We start from the raw sequence: 17612 nt of genomic DNA, 5'->3' as shown, positions 1-17612 counted from the left end.
TGTGATCAGGATCTTGTTCTGCGGGGCGCCAGGGCGGGATTGCGGCCGCAGTGTGCCAGAAATGTGAAATAAAACCATATTAAATCAGCATGTTAAATTGATATTTGTGTAATCGCCCAAGGGTTGATATTGCTGGATGGAGCATGAATGTATCCGCTGGATACGCCACACGGAGGTGGCATGCTCCGCCCGGCCCCTTGGCTGGGCGTTTTTTATCCATGGTGGATGGCGAACAATTTTGCGGGCAATCGAGTGATTATTCAGGTTTGTCCAATGAGTTATCCCCAGCTTCTGGGGATAACTCAGAAGGCAAAATAGTAACAGAAGCGTCGGGTCAGGTTGAAAAACAGCCGTTGCCCCTCATCCAGCTCTTCCTGCTTGATAAATGATTTGATGGTGCGCTCATCTTCCCGCAGGTCGATCATCGCCACCCCTTCCGGCCGCTGCGCCTTGATGTAGGGCAGCACCTTGGGCTTGAGCGGCATGGTGGGCTCGGTGGAGAGCACCAGCGCCACCGAGTCGTCGGAGAGCATCACCAGCGAACCGGGCGGATAGACCCCCAGCACCTTGATCAGCAGCTTGACCAGATCCTGGTCGAATTTCTTCTGCGACAGCTTGTAGAGCTGGCTGATGGCCTGGCTCGGCGCCGCCGGCGTGGCGCTGTTGCGCGGGTGCAGCAGCTCGTCATAGTAATCCACCAGCCCGATGATCCGCGCCAGCGGCGGGATCTCGCCTCCCTTGATGCCAAGCGGAAAGCCGCTGCCGTCGAGGCGCTCGTGATGCAGATGGGCCACCTGGCGGATCTTGGGCTCGAAGGCCTGCAACTGGGTCAGCATCTCCAGCCCGTACTGGGGGTGCATGTTGAGGAAGTTTTGTTCCGACTTGTTGAGCTCCCCCCGTTTCTGGGTGATCTGGGTCGGGATCTTCAGCTCGCCGATGTCGTGCACCAGACCGGCCAGCCCGGTCTCTTCGATTTCAATGGGGTTCATGCCGAGCTCGCGGGCCATCAACATGGCGATGAAGGCCACGTTCAGGCTGTGCTGCAGCAGGATGTCGGTGTGGGGGCTGCGAATGAGGTGCAGACCGAGTGGCCCTTCGTGGGCGCTGATGCGGGCGGCGGCGTTGCGCACTATCTGCGCCGTGTTGGCGAGCCCTTCGTCCGGCTTGAGGTTGAGTGCCCCCAGCGCATCGCGCAGCTCGGACATGGATTGGCCGAAGGCCTTGTCGGCGGCGCGCAGGGAGCGGCGAAAGGCTTTCTCGTCAAACGGGGCAGGGCCGCTCTCCACCAGCTCTTCGATGATCGAGAGGTCAGGCCCGGCGGAAGGAATGTCACCGCGCAAGATGGGTTCGATAGGCAGGTCGCTCTTGTCGGGATCCACCATCAGCAGGCTGAGATCGAGATGGCGAATGATGTCGAGTTGCTGCTGATCCTTGATCTTGAATGCATTGAACATAAAAGGGTGGTTGGTCCATCCCGTGGGAAGATGGATGTAGTGGCCTACCCGCAACTGCTCGATGGAGGCTTGTATCAGCGCCATACGCTAGCTCGCATTTCATGAATGCCTATGAACAAGCTAGCAAAATTAAGCAGATAGACAAACAAAAAAGCCCGCGCATGTGCGCGGGCTCTCGAGTCGGTTCAGCTTATCAGGCTTTGGACTTCTTCTTGGCTTCAACCTTGGCTTCAACCTTGGCTTCAACCTTGGCCGCTACCTGAGCGTCTTCGGTGAAGGGACGGCCGTAGTAGGTGTCCAGCAGGATGGCTTTCAGCTCGCTGATCAGCGGGTAGCGCGGGTTGGCGCCGGTGCACTGGTCATCGAAGGCTTCCACGGCCAGCTGGTCAACCTTGGCCAGGAAGTCAGCTTCAGACACGCCGGCTTCACGGATGGAGGCCGGGATGCCCAGGGTGGCTTTCAGCTCGTCCAGCCATACCAGCAGCTTCTCGATCTTGGCGGCGGTACGGTCACCGGCGGCAGTCAGACCCAGGTGGTCGGCCACTTCGGCGTAGCGACGACGAGCCTGCGGACGGTCGTACTGGGAGAACGCAGTCTGCTTGGTCGGGTTGTCGTTGGCGTTGTAGCGGATCACGTTGCTGATCAGCAGGGCGTTGGCCAGACCGTGCGGAATGTGGAACTCGGCACCCAGTTTGTGAGCCATGGAGTGGCACACACCCAGGAAGGCGTTGGCGAACGCGATACCGGCGATGGTGGCGGCGTTGTGTACTTTCTCGCGAGCAACCGGGTCGTTGGCACCGTTCTGGTAGCTGGACGGCAGGTACTCTTTCAGCAGTTTCAGGGCTTGCAGCGCCTGACCGTCGGAGTACTCGTTGGCCAGTACGGAAACGTAGGCTTCCATGGCGTGAGTCACGGCATCGATACCGCCGAAGGCACACAGGGATTTGGGCATGCCCATGACCAGGTTGGCGTCAACGATGGCCATGTTCGGGGTCAGCTCGTAGTCGGCCAGCGGGTATTTCATGCCGGTGGCGTCGTCGGTCACGACCGCGAACGGGGTCACTTCAGAACCGGTACCGGAAGTGGTGGTGATACAGACCAGTTCGGCCTTCACGCCCATTTTCGGGAACTTGTAGATACGCTTGCGGATGTCCATGAAGCGCATGGCCAGATCTTCGAACGCGGTTTCCGGGTGCTCGTACATCACCCACATGATCTTGGCCGCATCCATCGGTGAACCACCGCCCAGCGCGACGATCACGTCCGGCTTGAAGGAGTGGGCCATCTCGGCGCCTTTGCGTACTACAGACAGAGTCGGGTCGGCTTCTACTTCGTAGAACACTTCCACTTCCATCTTCAGGCCCTTGAGCAGACGAACCACTTCGTCGGCGTAGCCGTTGTTGAACAGGAAGCGGTCGGTCACGACCAGTGCGCGTTTTTTACCTTCCAGGTCGCCCAGGGCGATCGGCAGGGAACCACGACGGAAGTAGATGGATTTCGGAAGTTTGTGCCACAGCATATTTTCTGCCCGTTTTGCGACTGTCTTCTTGTTGATCAGGTGCTTGGGACCCACGTTTTCGGAGATGGAGTTACCACCCCAGGAACCGCAACCCAGCGTCAAGGACGGTGCGATGGCAAAGTTGTACAGGTCACCGATACCACCCTGGGTGGTCGGGGTATTGATCAGGATACGGGCGGTCTTCATCTTGTCGCCGAAGTACTTGATGCGGTCGGCGTTGCGATCCTGGTCGGTGTACAGACCGGAGGTGTGGCCGATACCACCCAGGTTGACCATGGTGCAGGCCATTTCGACGGCTTCTTCAAAGTTCTTGGCACGGAACATACCCAGAGTCGGGGAGAGCTTCTCATGAGCGAACTCTTCCTCTTCACACACTTCCAGACCTTCACCGATGAGGATCTTGGTGGTGGGGGGCACGGTCACACCGGACATTTCGGCGATCTTGGTGGCAGGCTGGCCCACGATGTTGGCGTTCATGGCACCGTTGATCAGGATGACCTTGCGGACCTTGTCAGCTTCTTCTTTGGTCAGCACATAACCGTTGTGAGTCGCGAAACGCTCTTTCACCTGGTCATAGATGGAGTCAACCACGATGACGGCTTGCTCGGAGGCACAGACCACGCCGTTGTCGAAGGTTTTGGACATCAGGATGGAGGCGACGGCGCGCTTCACATCGGCAGTTTCGTCGATAACAACAGGCACGTTACCGGCACCTACACCGATGGCAGGCTTGCCAGAGGAGTAAGCGGCTTTCACCATGCCCGGGCCACCGGTGGCCAGGATCAGGTTGATGTCGTTGTGCTTCATCAGGGCGTTGGAGAGTTCAACGGTCGGTTGATCGATCCAGCCGATGATGTCTTTCGGCGCACCGGCGGCAATGGCTGCATCCAGTACCAGCTTGGCAGCGGTATTGGTGGAGTTCTTGGCACGGGGATGCGGGGAGAAGATGATGGCGTTGCGGGTCTTCAGGGAGATCAGTGATTTGAAGATCGCAGTGGAGGTCGGGTTGGTGGTCGGTACGATACCGCAGATGATACCTACCGGCTCGGCGATGGTGATGGTGCCCATCTCGTCATCTTCACTGAGGATGCCGCAGGTCTTCTCTTCTTTGTACTTGTTGTAGATGTATTCGGAGGCGAAGTGGTTCTTGATAACCTTGTCTTCGATGATACCCATACCGGACTCTTCCACGGCCATCTGGGCCAGGGGGATACGGGCATTGCTGGCGGCCAGGGCGGCGGCACGGAAGATCTTGTCTACCTGCTCTTGCGAGAAGCTGGCGAATTCACGCTGTGCTTCTTTGACGCGGGCGACCAGTGCATCCAGTTCAGCCATATTGGTTACTGCCATGTTTATCTCCTGATGATTTGAAAACTGTTTAGTAAGACGTTGGCAATGCCCGGCAATTATAGATGCCCTGTCAAGAACAGAATCACCACAACGGGGTATTTACATGCCTTACTAAATCGCTTTCTGAGTCGATTATAGAGCGGGGCTGACTCAGAAAAACTTGATCTGGATCATGTGTAACAAAAGAACAAAAGAAATTTTGTTTCACAATACATGTTTGCCAGATGTTGTGCAGTTGTTGAGTGGGCCAGAAGCGGGATGAATGGGGCGTGAACATGGGCTCACGCACCATTTTTCAAGCAGTTAGCACGATTACGTCCCAGTGTCCCCGGTGCGGACGCTGGGGCAGTATGGGGGCGGCATTGTGATAGAAACGGCGATCATCCAGGATCAGATACTCGCCAGCGTTTAATTGTTGTTGAAAAAATGGTTGTTCTTTTAATCCATGATAGAGCTGCAAGGCACCGCCGCTGACCCCGTCACTGCCACAAAAGAACACCCCGATGAAATCAAAGCCGTCCTGATGCACGCCTTCCGGGGCGGGTGGCACGCTTTCACCTTCGCCGGTGACGATGCGCATCTGGTGAATGCCGATGGCCTGGCCATCCGCCAGTCGGGTATGGCGGGCAAAGCGGGCCAGCATCAGCTGGAAGGTGGGGTGGGCGACGAAGGCGGGATCCAGCTCGGCATAGGTTCTGGGCACGTCCCCCAAAAACTTGTTGATGGCGGCCGCCTGAAAGAAGACGCCGTTGTCGAGGGGGTAAAAGCGGCTGCCCTCTTTTTCAACCCGGCCGTAACGGCGTTCGCGAAAGCGGCCCTCGATATAGGGATCAACCGGCAGCCGGTCGAAGAAGCCCAGCAGCGGGGCGACACTGCCTGCGGGCAGTGAATCCAGATGCCATTGCAACTTGATGTCCGTATCAATCATTACAAAATCCTTTTTTACGAAGATGAAATGTTGCGCCAAAACTCCGTGGCCGCATAAAACTCGAAGTGATTTTATCAGAGTGTTAAATGGCGACAATCTTTATTAACAACTCGATATGTTGAATTTCGTCGTGACATTAGAGGAACTAACTGAAAAGCCACGAAAAGGGTGAGATTATTTGATTGGTGAAGGTTTCGGCCATGGTGTAAATTTACGCACGGTTTATCGGGGTGGCCCGCAGGGCCTCGTTCTACTTCTGGATGGCGCCTATGGCAGCAATTGACGTCTCTTTATATCTGAAGTTTTTCATCGGTTTGTTCGCAATCATCAACCCGCTCGGCCTGTTGCCGGTGTTTGTCAGCCTGACCAGCCATCAAACGCCGGAAGAGCGGATGAAGACCAACACCACCGCCAACATTGCGGTGATGATCATCCTGCTGGTCTCCATGTACATGGGGCAGCTGATCCTCGATGGTTTCGGCATCTCGCTGGCGTCGTTCCGCATTGCCGGCGGCTCGCTCATCACCCTGATCGCCTGGTCCATGCTGCAGGGCAAGCTGGGGGAGGTGAAGCACAACAAGCAGGAGAAAGGGGAGCTCGCCGCGCGGGAATCTGTCGCTGTGGTGCCGCTGGCGCTGCCGCTGATGGCCGGCCCCGGCGCCATCTCCTCCTCTATTGTCTATGCCAGCCAGAGCACCTGGTCCCAGATGCTGGGGATGTCGGTGGTAGTGATGGTGTTTGCCTTCTGCTCCTGGCTCATCTTCCGCGCCGCCCCCCTGCTGTTCAAGGTGATGGGCAACACCGGCATCAACGTGGTCACCCGGATCATGGGTCTCATCATGATGTCGCTTGGCATCGAGATCATGGTGGCGGGGATCAAGGGGGTCTTCCCCGGATTGATGTGATTCAGGTCTGTTTTGTTGGAGCCGGTCCTCGTGACCGGCTTTTTATTGTTTCTTTTTTGTTGGTCATTTCCTAGAATCGAGCGGGTTTGTATAAAAAACGTCCATCACGCGATATTTAAATTCTGAATAATTGGTTAAAAGCTGCTTTTTTGACCATGAAGTCCAGCCCTGCCTGACAATATCTATTGCATTATCAGAAATGTCAGGGAATTATGCTGGCAGCGGGGTACTTGTCCCGTTGATGGAAAATTGCATGGAATGTTCTTGTGGAGTATGGAAATGACTCATAAAAAAACAATGATTAATACCCTCTTGGTGGCAGCACTGTTCGGCGGTGTCAACGCGGCACAAGCCGCCGATGTTCCCGCAGGTACCAAACTGGCTGACGTTCAGCAGCTGGTAAAAGGCAATGGCTCCGAGCCTGCCACTCTCGACCCGCACAAAACCGAAGGAACGGTTGAATCCAATATTCTGCGTGACCTGTTCGAAGGTCTCGTTGCCTCCGGCCCCAAAGGGGAAGTGCTTCCCGCCATGGCCGAGTCCTGGGAAACCAAGGACAACAAACACTTCGTGTTCCACCTGCGCAAAGATGCCAAGTGGTCCAACGGGGATCCCGTGACAGCCCACGATTTCGAGTTCGCCTTCAAGCGGGCCGTGGATCCCAAGACGGCGTCTCCCTACTCCTGGTATCTGGAGATCCCGACCATCGTCAATGCCAGCGAGATCATCGCCGGCAAGAAAGCGGCCGACACCCTGGGCGTGAAGGCAGTGGACGACTACACCTTCGAGGTGCAGCTGGAGAAGGCGGTGCCTTACTTCGTCAGCATGCTCTCCCACACCACCACCTACCCGGTGCCGAAGAAGGTGATCGAGAAGTTCGGTGACAAGTGGACCCAGCCCGGCAACATGGTATCCAACGGTGCCTATGTGCTGAAGGATTGGGTGGTCAACGAGCGCGTCGACGTCGAGCGCAACCCGAACTACTGGAACAACGCCAAGACCGTCATCAACAAGGTGACCTATCTGCCGATCCAGTCCACCAACGCCGAGCTGAACCGCTATCTGGCTGGCGAAGTGGATCTTACCTACAACATGCCCATCGAGCGCTTCAAGCAGATGAAGAAGGAGCTGCCGAACGAGGTGAAGGTGAGCGGCTATGTCGGTACCTACTACTACCAGTACAACTTCAAGCACAAGCCGTTTGATGACGTGCGGGTGCGTACCGCCCTCTCTTATGCCATCGACCGCAACGTGATCGCCGACAAGGTGATGGGCAAGGGCGAGACTCCGGGCTATACCCTGGTGCCTGATTTCGTGGACGGCTTCAAGCCGGTGGCGCCGGCCTGGTCCAAGCTGACCCAGGCAGAGCGCGATGCCAAGGCGAAAGAGCTGCTGACCGAAGCCGGTTTCGGCCCGGGCAAACCGCTCAAGTTCGAGCTGCTCTACAACACCGACGACAACCACAAGAAAGTGGCGGTTGCCGTGGCCTCCATGTGGAAGAAGCTGGGCGTGCAGGTGAGCCTGGTCAACCAGGAGTGGAAAACCTACCTGGAAACCAAGAAGCAGGGTCAGTTTGATGTGGGTCGTGCCGGCTGGATCGCCGACTACAACGAAGCCTCTTCCATGCTGGATCTGATGCAGACCACTCACGGCAACAACGACGGCAAATACTCCAACCCGGCGTTTGACAAGCTGATGAACGAGTCGCGCAATCAGGTGGATGCCGATGCCCGCAACAAGCTCTATGTGCAGGCTGAAGAGATCCTGGCCAAGGACATGCCGATCGCTCCCATCTATCAGTACGTGACCTCCCGCATGGTCAAGTCCTACGTGGGCGGCTACCCGGCCAACCCGCTGGACAACCTCTACAGCAAAGACATGTACATCATTGCTCACTGAGTAAAGTAACACGTCGCATAACAAAGCAGGCCCGCCGGATGGCGGGCCTTTATTACAACCGCGACCCTTTGGAAGCAGTACAGGACAGGAATTGTCTATGTTGAAATTCATTTTTAAACGTCTACTGGAAGCGATCCCGACTCTGCTGGTCTTGATCACCGTCTCCTTCTTCATGATGCGTTTCGCGCCGGGCAACCCCTTCACCAGCGAACGCTCCCTGCCGCCGGAAGTACTGGCCAACATTGAAGCCAAATATGGCCTCGACAAGCCCATCGGCGTGCAATACCTCACCTATCTGGGCAACCTGGTGCAGGGCGACCTCGGTCCCTCCTTCAAATACAAGGACTTCACCGTCAACGATCTGGTGAGCCAGGCACTGCCGGTATCGGCCAAGATTGGCTCCTTCGCCTTTCTGTTCGCGGTGACGCTGGGGGTCACCTTCGGCACCATTGCCGCCTTGAAACAGAATACCGTCATCGACTACCTGTTGATGTCGTCGGCCATGGCCGGGGTGGTGATCCCGGGCTTTGTGCTGGCGCCCTTGCTGGTGTTGCTGTTCAGTATCCATCTCGGCTGGTTCCCGGCCGGTGGCTGGCAGGGCGGCGGGGTGCAATTCATGGTGCTGCCGGTGTTCGGCATGATGATGTACTACATCTCCGCCATCTCGCGGATCATGCGGGGCAGCATGATCGAGACCATGAACTCCAACTTCATCCGGACCGCCCGCGCCAAGGGCTTGCCGCTGCGCCACATCATCCTCAAACACGCGCTGCGTCCGGCCATGCTGCCGGTGGTCTCCTATCTGGGACCGGCGTTCGTGGGCATCATCACGGGTTCCGTGGTGATCGAGACCATCTTCGGCCTGCCGGGGATTGGCCAGCTGTTCGTCAACGGTGCCCTCAACCGTGATTACTCCATGGTGCTCGGTCTGACCATTCTGGTCGGCGCCCTCACCATCACCTTTAACGCCGTGGTCGATATTCTCTATGCCTTTATCGATCCCAAGATCCGTTACTAAGTCGGGAGTACATCATGGTTGTCACAACTGAAAAACGCGAAGCCGTCGAGGCGTTCGCCCAGCAAGTGGAAGTGGTGGAAGGACGCTCCCTGTGGAAGGATGCCCGTCGCCGTTTCCTGCGCAACAAGGCTGCGCTCACCAGCCTCATCATCCTGACCATCATCGGTCTGGCGGTGATCGTGGGACCGCATCTGTCCCAATACACCTTCGACGATCCTGACTGGGGCGCCATGCAGGCGGCTCCGGACATGGAAACCGGCCACTGGTTCGGCACCGACAGCCTGGGGCGCGATCTGTTCGTGCGTACCCTGCTCGGCGGGCGCATCTCGCTGATGGTCGGCATCATGGGGGCCATGGTGGCCGTCATCATCGGCACTCTCTACGGCGCGGCCTCCGGCTTTATCGGCGGTCGGGTCGACAGCCTGATGATGCGGGTGCTTGAGATCCTCAACGCCTTCCCCTTCATGTTCTTCGTGATCATGCTGGTGACCTTCTTCGGCCGCAATCTGGCGCTCATCTTCATCGCCATCGGCGCGGTGAGCTGGCTCGACATGGCGCGGATCGTGCGAGGCCAGACCCTGAGCCTCAAGAGCAAGGAGTTCATCGAGGCGGCTCACGTCTGCGGCGTCTCCAAGTGGAAGATCATCACCCGTCACATCGTGCCGAACGTGCTGGGTATCGTGGCGGTCTACGCCACCCTGCTGGTGCCGGGCATGATCATGTTTGAATCCTTCCTGAGCTTCCTCGGACTGGGCGTACAAGAGCCCATGACCAGCTGGGGTGCTCTGCTGGATGAAGGCTCCAAGTCGATGGAAGTGGCCATCTGGCAACTCCTGTTCCCCGCCGGTTTCATGGTGGTGACCCTGTTTTGCTTCAACTTCCTCGGGGATGGTCTGCGTGACGCCCTCGATCCGAAGGATCGCTAATCAAGGCGGCAAGTGGCTGCCCGCAAGAGCGCGGCCACGCATCGCTGACAGCGAATCGGATCGACAGGAAAACGTCACGAAAGATCGATAAGGAGTTTTTATGAAATTACTGGATGTAAAAGATCTGCGGGTCGAGTTCAAGACCCCGGACGGCAATGTGGTGGCGGTCAACGACCTCAACTTCTCCCTCGCTGCGGGCGAGACCCTGGGGATCGTCGGCGAGTCCGGTTCGGGCAAATCCCAGACCGCGTTCGCCATCATGGGGCTGCTGGCCAAGAACGGCGTCATCACCGGCTCGGCCAAATTTCAGGGCGGCGAGATCCTGAACCTGCCCGAGCACAAGCTCAACAAGATCCGCTCCGAGAAGATCGCCATGATCTTCCAGGACCCCATGACCTCGCTCAACCCCTACATGAAGGTGAAGGATCAGCTGATGGAAGTGCTGATGCTGCACAAGGGCGTCAGCAAGGCCGAAGCGTTCGAAGAGTCGGTGCGCATGCTGGATGCGGTCAAGATCCCGGAAGCGCGCAAGCGGATGGGGATGTATCCTCACGAATTTTCCGGTGGCATGCGCCAGCGGGTGATGATCGCCATGGCGCTGTTGTGCCGGCCGCAGCTGCTCATCGCCGACGAGCCGACCACCGCGCTGGACGTGACCGTGCAGGCCCAGATCATGACCCTGATGAACGAGCTCAAGCGCGAGTTCAATACCGCCATCATCATGATCACCCACGACTTGGGCGTAGTGGCGGGCATCTGCGACAAGGTGCTGGTGATGTATGCCGGCCGTACCATGGAGTACGGCAAGGTCAACGACATCTTCTATCGCCCGAGCCACCCCTATACCGAGGGCTTGTTGCGTGCCATTCCCCGCCTCGACACCGAAGGGGAAGAGCTGCCCACCATCCCGGGCAATCCGCCCAACCTGCTGCGTCTGCCCACCGGCTGCCCCTTCCAGGAGCGCTGCCACCGGGTGAGCGAGATTTGCGGCAAGCAGTCGCCAATTCTGACGCCGTTCAACGACGGCCGGGAGCGGGCCTGCCACTGGGTATCGGATGCCATGATCAAGGGAGTGAACTAAATGGGGACTGACAAGAAACTGCTGCTGGAAGTGTCCGACCTCAAGGTCCACTTCAGCATCAAGAGTGACAAGGCCTGGCCCTGGGCCAAACCCTCCGCCCTGAAGGCGGTGGACGGGGTGACCCTGCGCCTGTATGAAGGGGAGACCCTCGGTGTGGTGGGCGAGTCGGGCTGTGGCAAATCCACCTTTGCCCGGGCGCTGATCGGCCTGGTGCCGGCCACCGACGGCAAGGTAGTGTGGCTTGGCAACGATCTGACCAAGCTCGACCAGAAGGCGCTGCGCGAGAAGCGCAAAGAGATCCAGATGATCTTCCAGGATCCGCTGGCTTCCCTCAACCCGCGCATGACCATCGGCGACATCATCGCCGAGCCGCTCATCACCTTCTATCCCGATCTTTCCCGAGATCAGGTGAAGGAGAAGGTGCGGGCCATGATGAGCAAGGTGGGGCTCTTGCCCAACCTGGTCAACCGCTATCCCCATGAGTTCTCCGGCGGTCAGTGCCAGCGCATCGGCATCGCCCGGGCGCTGATCCTCGAGCCCAAGATGATCATATGTGACGAGCCGGTGTCGGCGCTGGATGTCTCCATCCAGGCGCAGGTGGTCAACCTGCTCAAAGCTATCCAGAAGGAGATGGGGCTGTCGCTCATCTTCATCGCCCACGACCTGTCGGTGGTCAAGCACATCTCGGATCGGGTACTGGTGATGTATCTGGGCAATGCGGTGGAGCTGGGGACCCGCAAGGAGATCTTCGCCAACCCCTTGCACCCCTATACCAAGGCGCTGATGTCGGCCGTGCCCATTCCGGATCCGGATCTGGAGCGCAGCAAGACCATCCAGATCCTGGAGGGGGATTTGCCGTCGCCGATGAACCCGCCGTCAGGCTGCGTGTTCCGTACCCGCTGCCCGGTGGCCGGCCCGGAGTGTGCCAAGACCCGGCCGCAGCTCGAGGGCAACTTCGATCACGCGGTCTCCTGCCTCAAGGCGGATCCGCTCTGAGGATGAGCAGGCGAAACAGGGCGCCCGGGTGGCGCCCTGTTTTTTGCAGCCGGGATGAAGATGCCTCTTGGCGTTATCTTTTTCCGCTGTTAATATCCGCGCAACAAGGGGAGTAACTTCTCGCCGGTTTGTCGTCATTACGGTGCACCCATATCCTGCAGTGCACCCGGCAGCCGGGCAGTTGACGCAAGTCGGCTGTAAGTGAGACCTTGCCGAGAGGCAAGGTGTATCTGCTCCAAACGCAAACCCACGCCTCTCGGTCGTGGGTTTTGTCGTTTTTGGGAGAAGTGAACATGGGTGAATGGTGGATGTGGGCCGGTTTCTTCAGCATAGTGCTGGTCCTGTTATGGATTGATATCCGCTTTGTCGGCGGTGGCAAGGCGCACAAGGTGTCGCTGAAAGAGGCAGGGATCTGGTCCCTCATCTGGATCAGCGTGGCGCTCTTGTTCAACCTGGCCATCTGGTTCTGGCTGGATCACAGTGCCGGGCGCGAGATTGCCAACCAGAAGGGGCTGGAGTTCCTCACCGGCTACCTCATCGAGAAGGCGCTGGCGGTGGACAACGTCTTCGTCTGGTTGATGCTGTTCGGCTACTTTGCCATTCCGGCCGAGCTGCAGCGCCGGGTGCTGCTGTACGGGGTACTGGGTGCCATCGTGATGCGGGCCGGCATGGTGTTCGCCGGCAGCTGGCTCATCGAGCAGTTCCACTGGATTCTTTACCTGTTCGGCGCCTTCCTGCTGCTGACCGGGGTCAAGATGCTGTGGGCGGCCGACAAGGAGCCGGATCTTGCCAACAACCCGCTGCTGGGCTGGATGCGCCGTCGCTTCAAGGTGACCGAGACGCTGGAGGGGGAGAACTTCTTCGTCTGGCGCGATGGCGTGCGTTACGCCACGCCGCTGCTGCTCATTCTGGTGCTGGTGGAGGTGAGCGATCTCATCTTCGCGGTGGACAGCATCCCGGCCATCTTCGCGGTGACCACGGATCCCTTCATCGTGCTGACCTCCAACATCTTCGCCATCATGGGTCTGCGTGCCATGTACTTCCTGCTGGCCGGCGTGGCCGAGCGTTTCGCCCTGCTCAAGTACGGTCTGGCACTGATCCTGATGTTCATCGGGGTCAAGATGCTGCTGCTGGATATCTTCAAGATCCCCACCGGCATTGCACTCGGGGTCGTCGCGCTGATCCTGCTGGCCTCCATGGGGCTGAGCCTCTGGGTGACCCGCAAGAAAACGGCATAATTGGCGAACAAGCAAAAGGGCTCCCGCGGGAGCCCTTTTTTATGGCAAAGACTGGCTTAGCGCTTGATCTTCTTGGGGTTGGTGTAGCCCCAGATGGTGTACATGTCCGCCAGCAGGGCGCCGTTGTACTCTTCCAGATCCGCCTGTTTCACCTCAGCCTCACCCTGGCGGCCGAACAGCACCACCTCGTCACCGGGTTTGACCCCTTTCAGATCGGTCACGTCCACCATGATGGTGTTCATGGAGGTCTTGCCCACCACCGGCACCTTCTGGCCCTGGATCAGCACATAGGCCTTGTTGCTCAGCGCCCGGCGATAGCCGTCGGAGTAGCCCAGCGGCAGGTTGGCGAGCCAGGAGTCGCGCTTGAGGGTGAAGGTGCGGTCATAACCGACGGTGTTGCCGGCCGGGTAGTGGTTGACGGAGGCAACCTGGGTCTTGAACGCCATCACCCGCTTGTACTCGGTGTAGGAGGGGATGGAGTCACCGTACAGCAGGCCGCCCGGGCGCACCATGTCGAAGTAGGCGTCCGGCACTTCCAGGGTGGCGAAGGAGTTGGCGGCGTGGATGGTGATCTTGCTGCGATCCAGCTTGCCCGCTTCCAGCAGCCACTGGGAGTCCAGTTTGAACTGGGCCAGCCCCATCTTGACGTCCTCTTTCTCCTCCACCGGGAAGTGGGTCATGATGCCGACCGGGGTGATCCCCTTGAGCTTGAGCATGGCCAGCGCGTCTTCCTTGGAGTCAGCCAGGCGCAGATCGATGCCGTTGCGGCTCATGCCGGCGGAGTTGAGCGCGATGTGCACCGGGATATTGGTGTGGTGGCGCTGGGCGATGTCGGCGATGCCCTGAGCACTCACCAGGCTGCCGATGAGCTCTTCCATCTTGTAGGGCAGGGCCTGTTCCACTTCGGCCGGGGTGGCGGCACGTACCCGCATCAGGCGGCCGGTGAAGCCCTTCTCACGGGCCACGCGGGCCTCTTCGTTGCTGGCGATGCCGATGCAGGGGATGCCGGCCTTGACCACCGAGGGCACCAGCAGGTCGATGCCGTGGCCGTAGGCGTCGGCCTTCATGATGGCGCAGATCTTCGGCCCTTTGTCACCGAGGCGATCCTTGAGGGTCTGGATGTTGTGCTCGAAGGCGCCGAGATCGACTTCCAGCCAGGCATTGCTGGCGGTCTGCACTTCGCCGTTGCGATGATCGCTGGCCAGCGGCAGGTAAGGGGCCGCGACGGCCTGACCGGCCAGCAGGCCCAGGATCAGCGTGGCCAGCAGTGTCTTCTTGTGCATGGGGTGGTTCCTTTTTTATTGTTTGGGTTGAGGTGCATGACGGTCGCTAGGGGGCCGTTTTCACGCAGATGGGATAAAGTGTAGCCAAGGCATTGTTATTGTTATGAACTTTGACAATTTTCCAGGGCGCTATTCCCGTCGGGAAGTGTAACGCAAGGTGCCGATCGTGGCACCCTCCAGGAGTCAATAGATGATGAGTCTTGAGTGTCGGGTGCCACCGCTGCTGCTGTTTGGCCTGATCGTGGCGGCCATGCTGGGATGGGGGGGCGTAGCAGAGAGCAATTCTGGCGCCGGTTGGTGGCTGGCTGCTCTGTTGCTGGCGGTGCTGGGCACTGTGTTTGGCTTGGGGGGCGTGCTGCGCTTTCGCCGCCAGGGCACCACGGTGACGCCGCTGCACCCGGAGCAGGCCAGTGCGCTGGTAACGGGCGGACTCTATCGCCTCAGCCGCAATCCCATGTACCTGGGGCTGCTCTGCTGGACGATGGCACTGGCCTGTTATCTGGGCGGGCTGCTGGTGTGGCTCGGCCCGCTGCTGCTGTGGGGTTGGCTCAGCCGCTGGCAGATAGTGCCGGAGGAGCGGGCGCTGCAGGCCCGCTTTGGCGATGGCTATGCCGATTATTGCCGGCAGGTGAGGCGTTGGTGCTGAGCCTTGCCGAGTCGCCATGAGACATAAAAAAACGGCCCGCATCTGCGGGCCGTTTTGATGGAGGTGATGCTGGGATCACGCCTTGGCGGTATCCACCTCACCCAGGGGTTCGGTTTCACCCAGGCTGTCTTCGCTCTTGGCGACCACGCTGGCGGCGATGGCGTTGCCCAGCACGTTGGTGGCGGAGCGACCCATGTCGAGGAAGTGGTCGATGCCGAGCAGCAGCAGGATGCCCGCTTCCGGAATGTGGAACTGGTTGAGGGTGGCGGCAATCACCACCAGGGAGGCGCGCGGTACGCCGGCCATCCCCTTGGAGGTGACCATCAACAGCAGCAGCATGGTGATCTGCTGGGCCATGGAGAGCTCGATGCCGTAGGCCTGGGCGATGAACATCACCGCGAAGGTGCAGTACATCATGGAGCCATCCAGGTTGAAGGAGTAGCCCATCGGCAGCACGAAGCTGGCGATGCGTTTGTCACAACCGAACTTCTCCAGACGATCCAGGGTTTTCGGGTAGGCAGCTTCGGAGCTGGCGGTGGAGAAGGCCAGCAGGATCGGCTCGCGGATCATTGCCAGCAGGGTCACGATGCGGCGGCGGATAAACAGGCTGCCCATGGCGATCAGCAGCAGCCAGAGGCAACCCAGTGCCAGGTAGAACTGCGCCATGAAGGTGCCATAGGTGGCGAGGATGCCGAGCCCTTCCTTGGCGACCATGGCGGCAATGGCGCCAAACACCGCGAACGGGGCGAAGTTCATCACGTAGCCGGTCACTTTGAGCATGATCTCGGCGGCGCTGGCCATCAGCATCACCACCGGTTTGGCGGCATCACCCAGCGCGGCGGCAGCCAGCCCGAAGAACAGGGAGAACACCACGATCTGCAGGATCTCGTTGGTGGCCATCGCCTCGATCACGCTTTTGGGAATGGCGTGGGTGACGAAATCCTTGAGGGAGATGGCGCTGGCAACCACGCCGGAGCTGGCGGTGTCGTCAGGCAGGGAGAGGGAGAGCCCCACGCCCGGTTGCATCAGAGTGACCATCACCAGACCCAGGGTCAGTGACAGCAGGGAGGCCAGCATGAACCAGCCCAGGGTTTTGGCGCCGATACGGCCCACGGTGCGGGTATCGCCCATTTTGGCGATGCCGACCACCAGGGTGGTGAACACCAGGGGGGCGATGATCATCTTGATCAGACGCAGGAAGATATCGGTCAACAGGGTGATGTCGCTGGCAAAGCCGGCGGCCTGGTCAGGGGCAAACATGCGATAGCCCTGGCCAGTCAGGATACCAACCAGCATCGCGATGAGGATGGCAACCGTCAATTTGTTCATTTTCATGGGGTGGGTCCCAGTTTTGATAAGTGCAGAGCGTTTCAAGCGGCAAGGGTGCCACTTCAGTCCGTTTTTGTGATCCGAGCCGTAGATTCCTGACAGCCGGTGTGCTGGCAGCATGCCTAATCCGGGGGGGTAAATCCAGCGCCTTGTGGCAGAATTTTATCTTGTCATTAGTTGTATGTGATATAGATCTTGCAATTTAGCTATATTAATCGCTGTTTATTTTAATGTTTGCAAGATAATCGGCTTTCATGGTTTGGTCGTTTTTCGCGCTGCGAGTGAGGGTGAAGATGAGCAACGCCGAGATGCGGTGCTCCACGGTGCGCTGATCCAGAAAGGGATCTGGCTCGTCGTCATCGAACCCGAACAGGGGGCGATTCGGTGTGACCCTGACCGCGTCCCGTTGCAGGGTCAATTCATTGACCTCAAGCCACTGATAACCTTCGGCTTGTGCCACTTCGCCCGCCCGTTTCAGCACATACTTGCGAGCGGTTTCCCGGCTCACCAGATCGTTGCCGACAAATTCCAGCTGCCACTTGTCAGGTCCGAGCCGGGTCTGGGAGAAACCGGTCCGGCCGTTCCAGAATGACGGCTGGCTGTGATAAGGGGTGGCGCAGCCGAGCAGCAGGAGAGCACAGAGGCCGAGCCACAGCAGACGCTGGCAAAAGGGGCGGGGAGAGGGCATCTCGAACACCGGTTGGCAATACAGGGCATCACTACAGCACAAACCGATCGGTGACACAATGCAGGCCCAGGCCACGTGGTGGCGCGCCGCGCCAAAAAGAAAAGGCCTTGTCGTCTGACAAGGCCTTTCTCGGGGAATTTGGTCGGTGTGAGAGGATTCGAACCTCCGACCCTCTACACCCCATGCAGATGCGCTACCTGGCTGCGCTACACACCGACGGAGTCAGCTCGGCTGACGGGGGCTGAGTTTATGGAGATGGACCCTACCTGTCAACAGTGGAAATTCCACTCCGGGATCGTTCGCCTGCTTTGCGAGCAATCTGCGCTTAAAGTGCCGCCAATCGCCGAAAAAC

At 58.8% G+C, this 17612-nt stretch carries 14 protein-coding genes and 1 tRNA gene; 8 read left to right on the top strand and 7 right to left on the bottom strand.

The features are described from left to right. Positions 1 to 302: 302 nt before the first annotated feature. The 3 genes from AHA_RS13225 to AHA_RS13215 all read right to left on the bottom strand — a co-directional run bounded on the left by AHA_RS13225 (position 303) and on the right by AHA_RS13215 (position 5251). A complete protein-coding gene (locus tag AHA_RS13225) occupies positions 303 to 1538 on the bottom strand; it encodes an HD-GYP domain-containing protein (RefSeq protein WP_011706434.1) in 1236 nt (411 codons plus the stop codon). Positions 1539 to 1647: 109 nt separating this feature from the next. Then, positions 1648 to 4323, bottom strand: a complete 2676-nt coding sequence (gene adhE, locus AHA_RS13220) for a bifunctional acetaldehyde-CoA/alcohol dehydrogenase (RefSeq protein ID WP_011706433.1) — start codon at positions 4321 to 4323, stop codon at positions 1648 to 1650. Positions 4324 to 4618: 295 nt separating this feature from the next. After that, positions 4619 to 5251, bottom strand: a complete 633-nt coding sequence (locus AHA_RS13215; RefSeq protein WP_164927673.1) for a 2OG-Fe dioxygenase family protein — start codon at positions 5249 to 5251, stop codon at positions 4619 to 4621. 269 nt (positions 5252 to 5520) lie between these two features. Between AHA_RS13215 and AHA_RS13210 the strand changes: the two genes are divergently transcribed. From AHA_RS13210 to AHA_RS13180, 7 genes are all read left to right on the top strand, one after another. Then, positions 5521 to 6156, top strand: coding sequence for a YchE family NAAT transporter (locus AHA_RS13210; RefSeq protein ID WP_016351085.1), 636 nt, complete (start codon positions 5521 to 5523; stop codon positions 6154 to 6156). A 279-nt stretch (positions 6157 to 6435) separates the two neighbouring features. Then, the gene (locus tag AHA_RS13205; protein ID WP_011706430.1) at positions 6436 to 8055 is read left to right on the top strand and encodes an ABC transporter substrate-binding protein; all 1620 of its coding nucleotides are present in this window, start codon (positions 6436 to 6438) and stop codon (positions 8053 to 8055) included. A 97-nt stretch (positions 8056 to 8152) separates the two neighbouring features. After that, a complete protein-coding gene (gene oppB / locus AHA_RS13200; protein ID WP_011706429.1) occupies positions 8153 to 9073 on the top strand; it encodes an oligopeptide ABC transporter permease OppB in 921 nt (306 codons plus the stop codon). A gap of 14 nt (positions 9074 to 9087) precedes the next feature. After that, positions 9088 to 9999 (top strand): oligopeptide ABC transporter permease OppC, encoded by a 912-nt coding sequence (gene oppC / locus AHA_RS13195; RefSeq protein WP_011706428.1) that lies wholly within the window; start codon positions 9088 to 9090, stop codon positions 9997 to 9999. Positions 10000 to 10099: 100 nt separating this feature from the next. Continuing rightward, positions 10100 to 11080: an ABC transporter ATP-binding protein gene (oppD, locus tag AHA_RS13190; RefSeq protein ID WP_011706427.1), complete on the top strand. Its 981-nt coding sequence runs from the start codon at positions 10100 to 10102 to the stop codon at positions 11078 to 11080. Further along, a complete protein-coding gene (gene oppF / locus AHA_RS13185; RefSeq protein ID WP_011706426.1) occupies positions 11081 to 12076 on the top strand; it encodes a murein tripeptide/oligopeptide ABC transporter ATP binding protein OppF in 996 nt (331 codons plus the stop codon). A gap of 293 nt (positions 12077 to 12369) precedes the next feature. Then, a complete protein-coding gene (locus AHA_RS13180) occupies positions 12370 to 13314 on the top strand; it encodes a TerC family protein (protein WP_011706425.1) in 945 nt (314 codons plus the stop codon). Between the two features lie 56 nt (positions 13315 to 13370). On the opposite strand, the gene alr is transcribed toward AHA_RS13180, so the two are convergent. Then, positions 13371 to 14597 carry an alanine racemase gene (gene alr / locus AHA_RS13175; protein WP_011706424.1) on the bottom strand — a complete coding sequence of 409 codons (1227 nt, stop codon included), beginning with the start codon at positions 14595 to 14597 and terminating at the stop codon, positions 13371 to 13373. Between the two features lie 190 nt (positions 14598 to 14787). On the opposite strand from alr, the gene AHA_RS13170 reads away from it, so the two are divergent. Continuing rightward, a complete protein-coding gene (locus AHA_RS13170; protein ID WP_011706423.1) occupies positions 14788 to 15243 on the top strand; it encodes a methyltransferase family protein in 456 nt (151 codons plus the stop codon). A 75-nt stretch (positions 15244 to 15318) separates the two neighbouring features. On the opposite strand, the gene AHA_RS13165 is transcribed toward AHA_RS13170, so the two are convergent. From AHA_RS13165 to AHA_RS13155, 3 genes are all read right to left on the bottom strand, one after another. Beyond that, a complete protein-coding gene (locus tag AHA_RS13165; protein ID WP_024944897.1) occupies positions 15319 to 16578 on the bottom strand; it encodes a dicarboxylate/amino acid:cation symporter in 1260 nt (419 codons plus the stop codon). A 205-nt stretch (positions 16579 to 16783) separates the two neighbouring features. Then, complete coding sequence (locus tag AHA_RS13160) at positions 16784 to 17260, bottom strand: CC0125/CC1285 family lipoprotein (RefSeq protein ID WP_139348868.1); 477 nt, start codon at positions 17258 to 17260, stop codon at positions 16784 to 16786. Between the two features lie 139 nt (positions 17261 to 17399). Then, a tRNA-Pro gene (locus AHA_RS13155) sits at positions 17400 to 17476 on the bottom strand. Positions 17477 to 17612 lie beyond the last annotated feature (136 nt).

Origin of the sequence: Aeromonas hydrophila subsp. hydrophila ATCC 7966, assembly GCF_000014805.1 — a bacterium.
GTDB classification, from domain to species: Bacteria; Pseudomonadota; Gammaproteobacteria; order Enterobacterales; family Aeromonadaceae; genus Aeromonas; species Aeromonas hydrophila.
This window is presented reverse-complemented; position numbering and strand designations above follow the sequence as displayed.

Bases quoted from the DNA above. Each gene is read 5' to 3' on its own strand.
- AHA_RS13225 (WP_011706434.1), bottom strand. From the start codon at position 1,538: ATGGCGCTGATACAAGCCTCCATCGAGCAGTTGCGGGTAGGCCACTAC.
- oppD (WP_011706427.1), top strand. From the start codon at position 10,100: ATGAAATTACTGGATGTAAAAGATCTGCGGGTCGAGTTCAAGACCCCG.
- AHA_RS13180 (WP_011706425.1), top strand. From the start codon at position 12,370: ATGGGTGAATGGTGGATGTGGGCCGGTTTCTTCAGCATAGTGCTGGTC.
- AHA_RS13205 (WP_011706430.1), top strand. From the start codon at position 6,436: ATGACTCATAAAAAAACAATGATTAATACCCTCTTGGTGGCAGCACTG.
- AHA_RS13165 (WP_024944897.1), bottom strand. From the start codon at position 16,578: ATGAAAATGAACAAATTGACGGTTGCCATCCTCATCGCGATGCTGGTT.
- adhE (WP_011706433.1), bottom strand. From the start codon at position 4,323: ATGGCAGTAACCAATATGGCTGAACTGGATGCACTGGTCGCCCGCGTC.
- oppC (WP_011706428.1), top strand. From the start codon at position 9,088: ATGGTTGTCACAACTGAAAAACGCGAAGCCGTCGAGGCGTTCGCCCAG.
- AHA_RS13160 (WP_139348868.1), bottom strand. From the start codon at position 17,260: ATGCCCTCTCCCCGCCCCTTTTGCCAGCGTCTGCTGTGGCTCGGCCTC.
- AHA_RS13215 (WP_164927673.1), bottom strand. From the start codon at position 5,251: ATGATTGATACGGACATCAAGTTGCAATGGCATCTGGATTCACTGCCC.
- oppF (WP_011706426.1), top strand. From the start codon at position 11,081: ATGGGGACTGACAAGAAACTGCTGCTGGAAGTGTCCGACCTCAAGGTC.
- oppB (WP_011706429.1), top strand. From the start codon at position 8,153: ATGTTGAAATTCATTTTTAAACGTCTACTGGAAGCGATCCCGACTCTG.
- AHA_RS13210 (WP_016351085.1), top strand. From the start codon at position 5,521: ATGGCAGCAATTGACGTCTCTTTATATCTGAAGTTTTTCATCGGTTTG.
- AHA_RS13170 (WP_011706423.1), top strand. From the start codon at position 14,788: ATGATGAGTCTTGAGTGTCGGGTGCCACCGCTGCTGCTGTTTGGCCTG.
- alr (WP_011706424.1), bottom strand. From the start codon at position 14,597: ATGCACAAGAAGACACTGCTGGCCACGCTGATCCTGGGCCTGCTGGCC.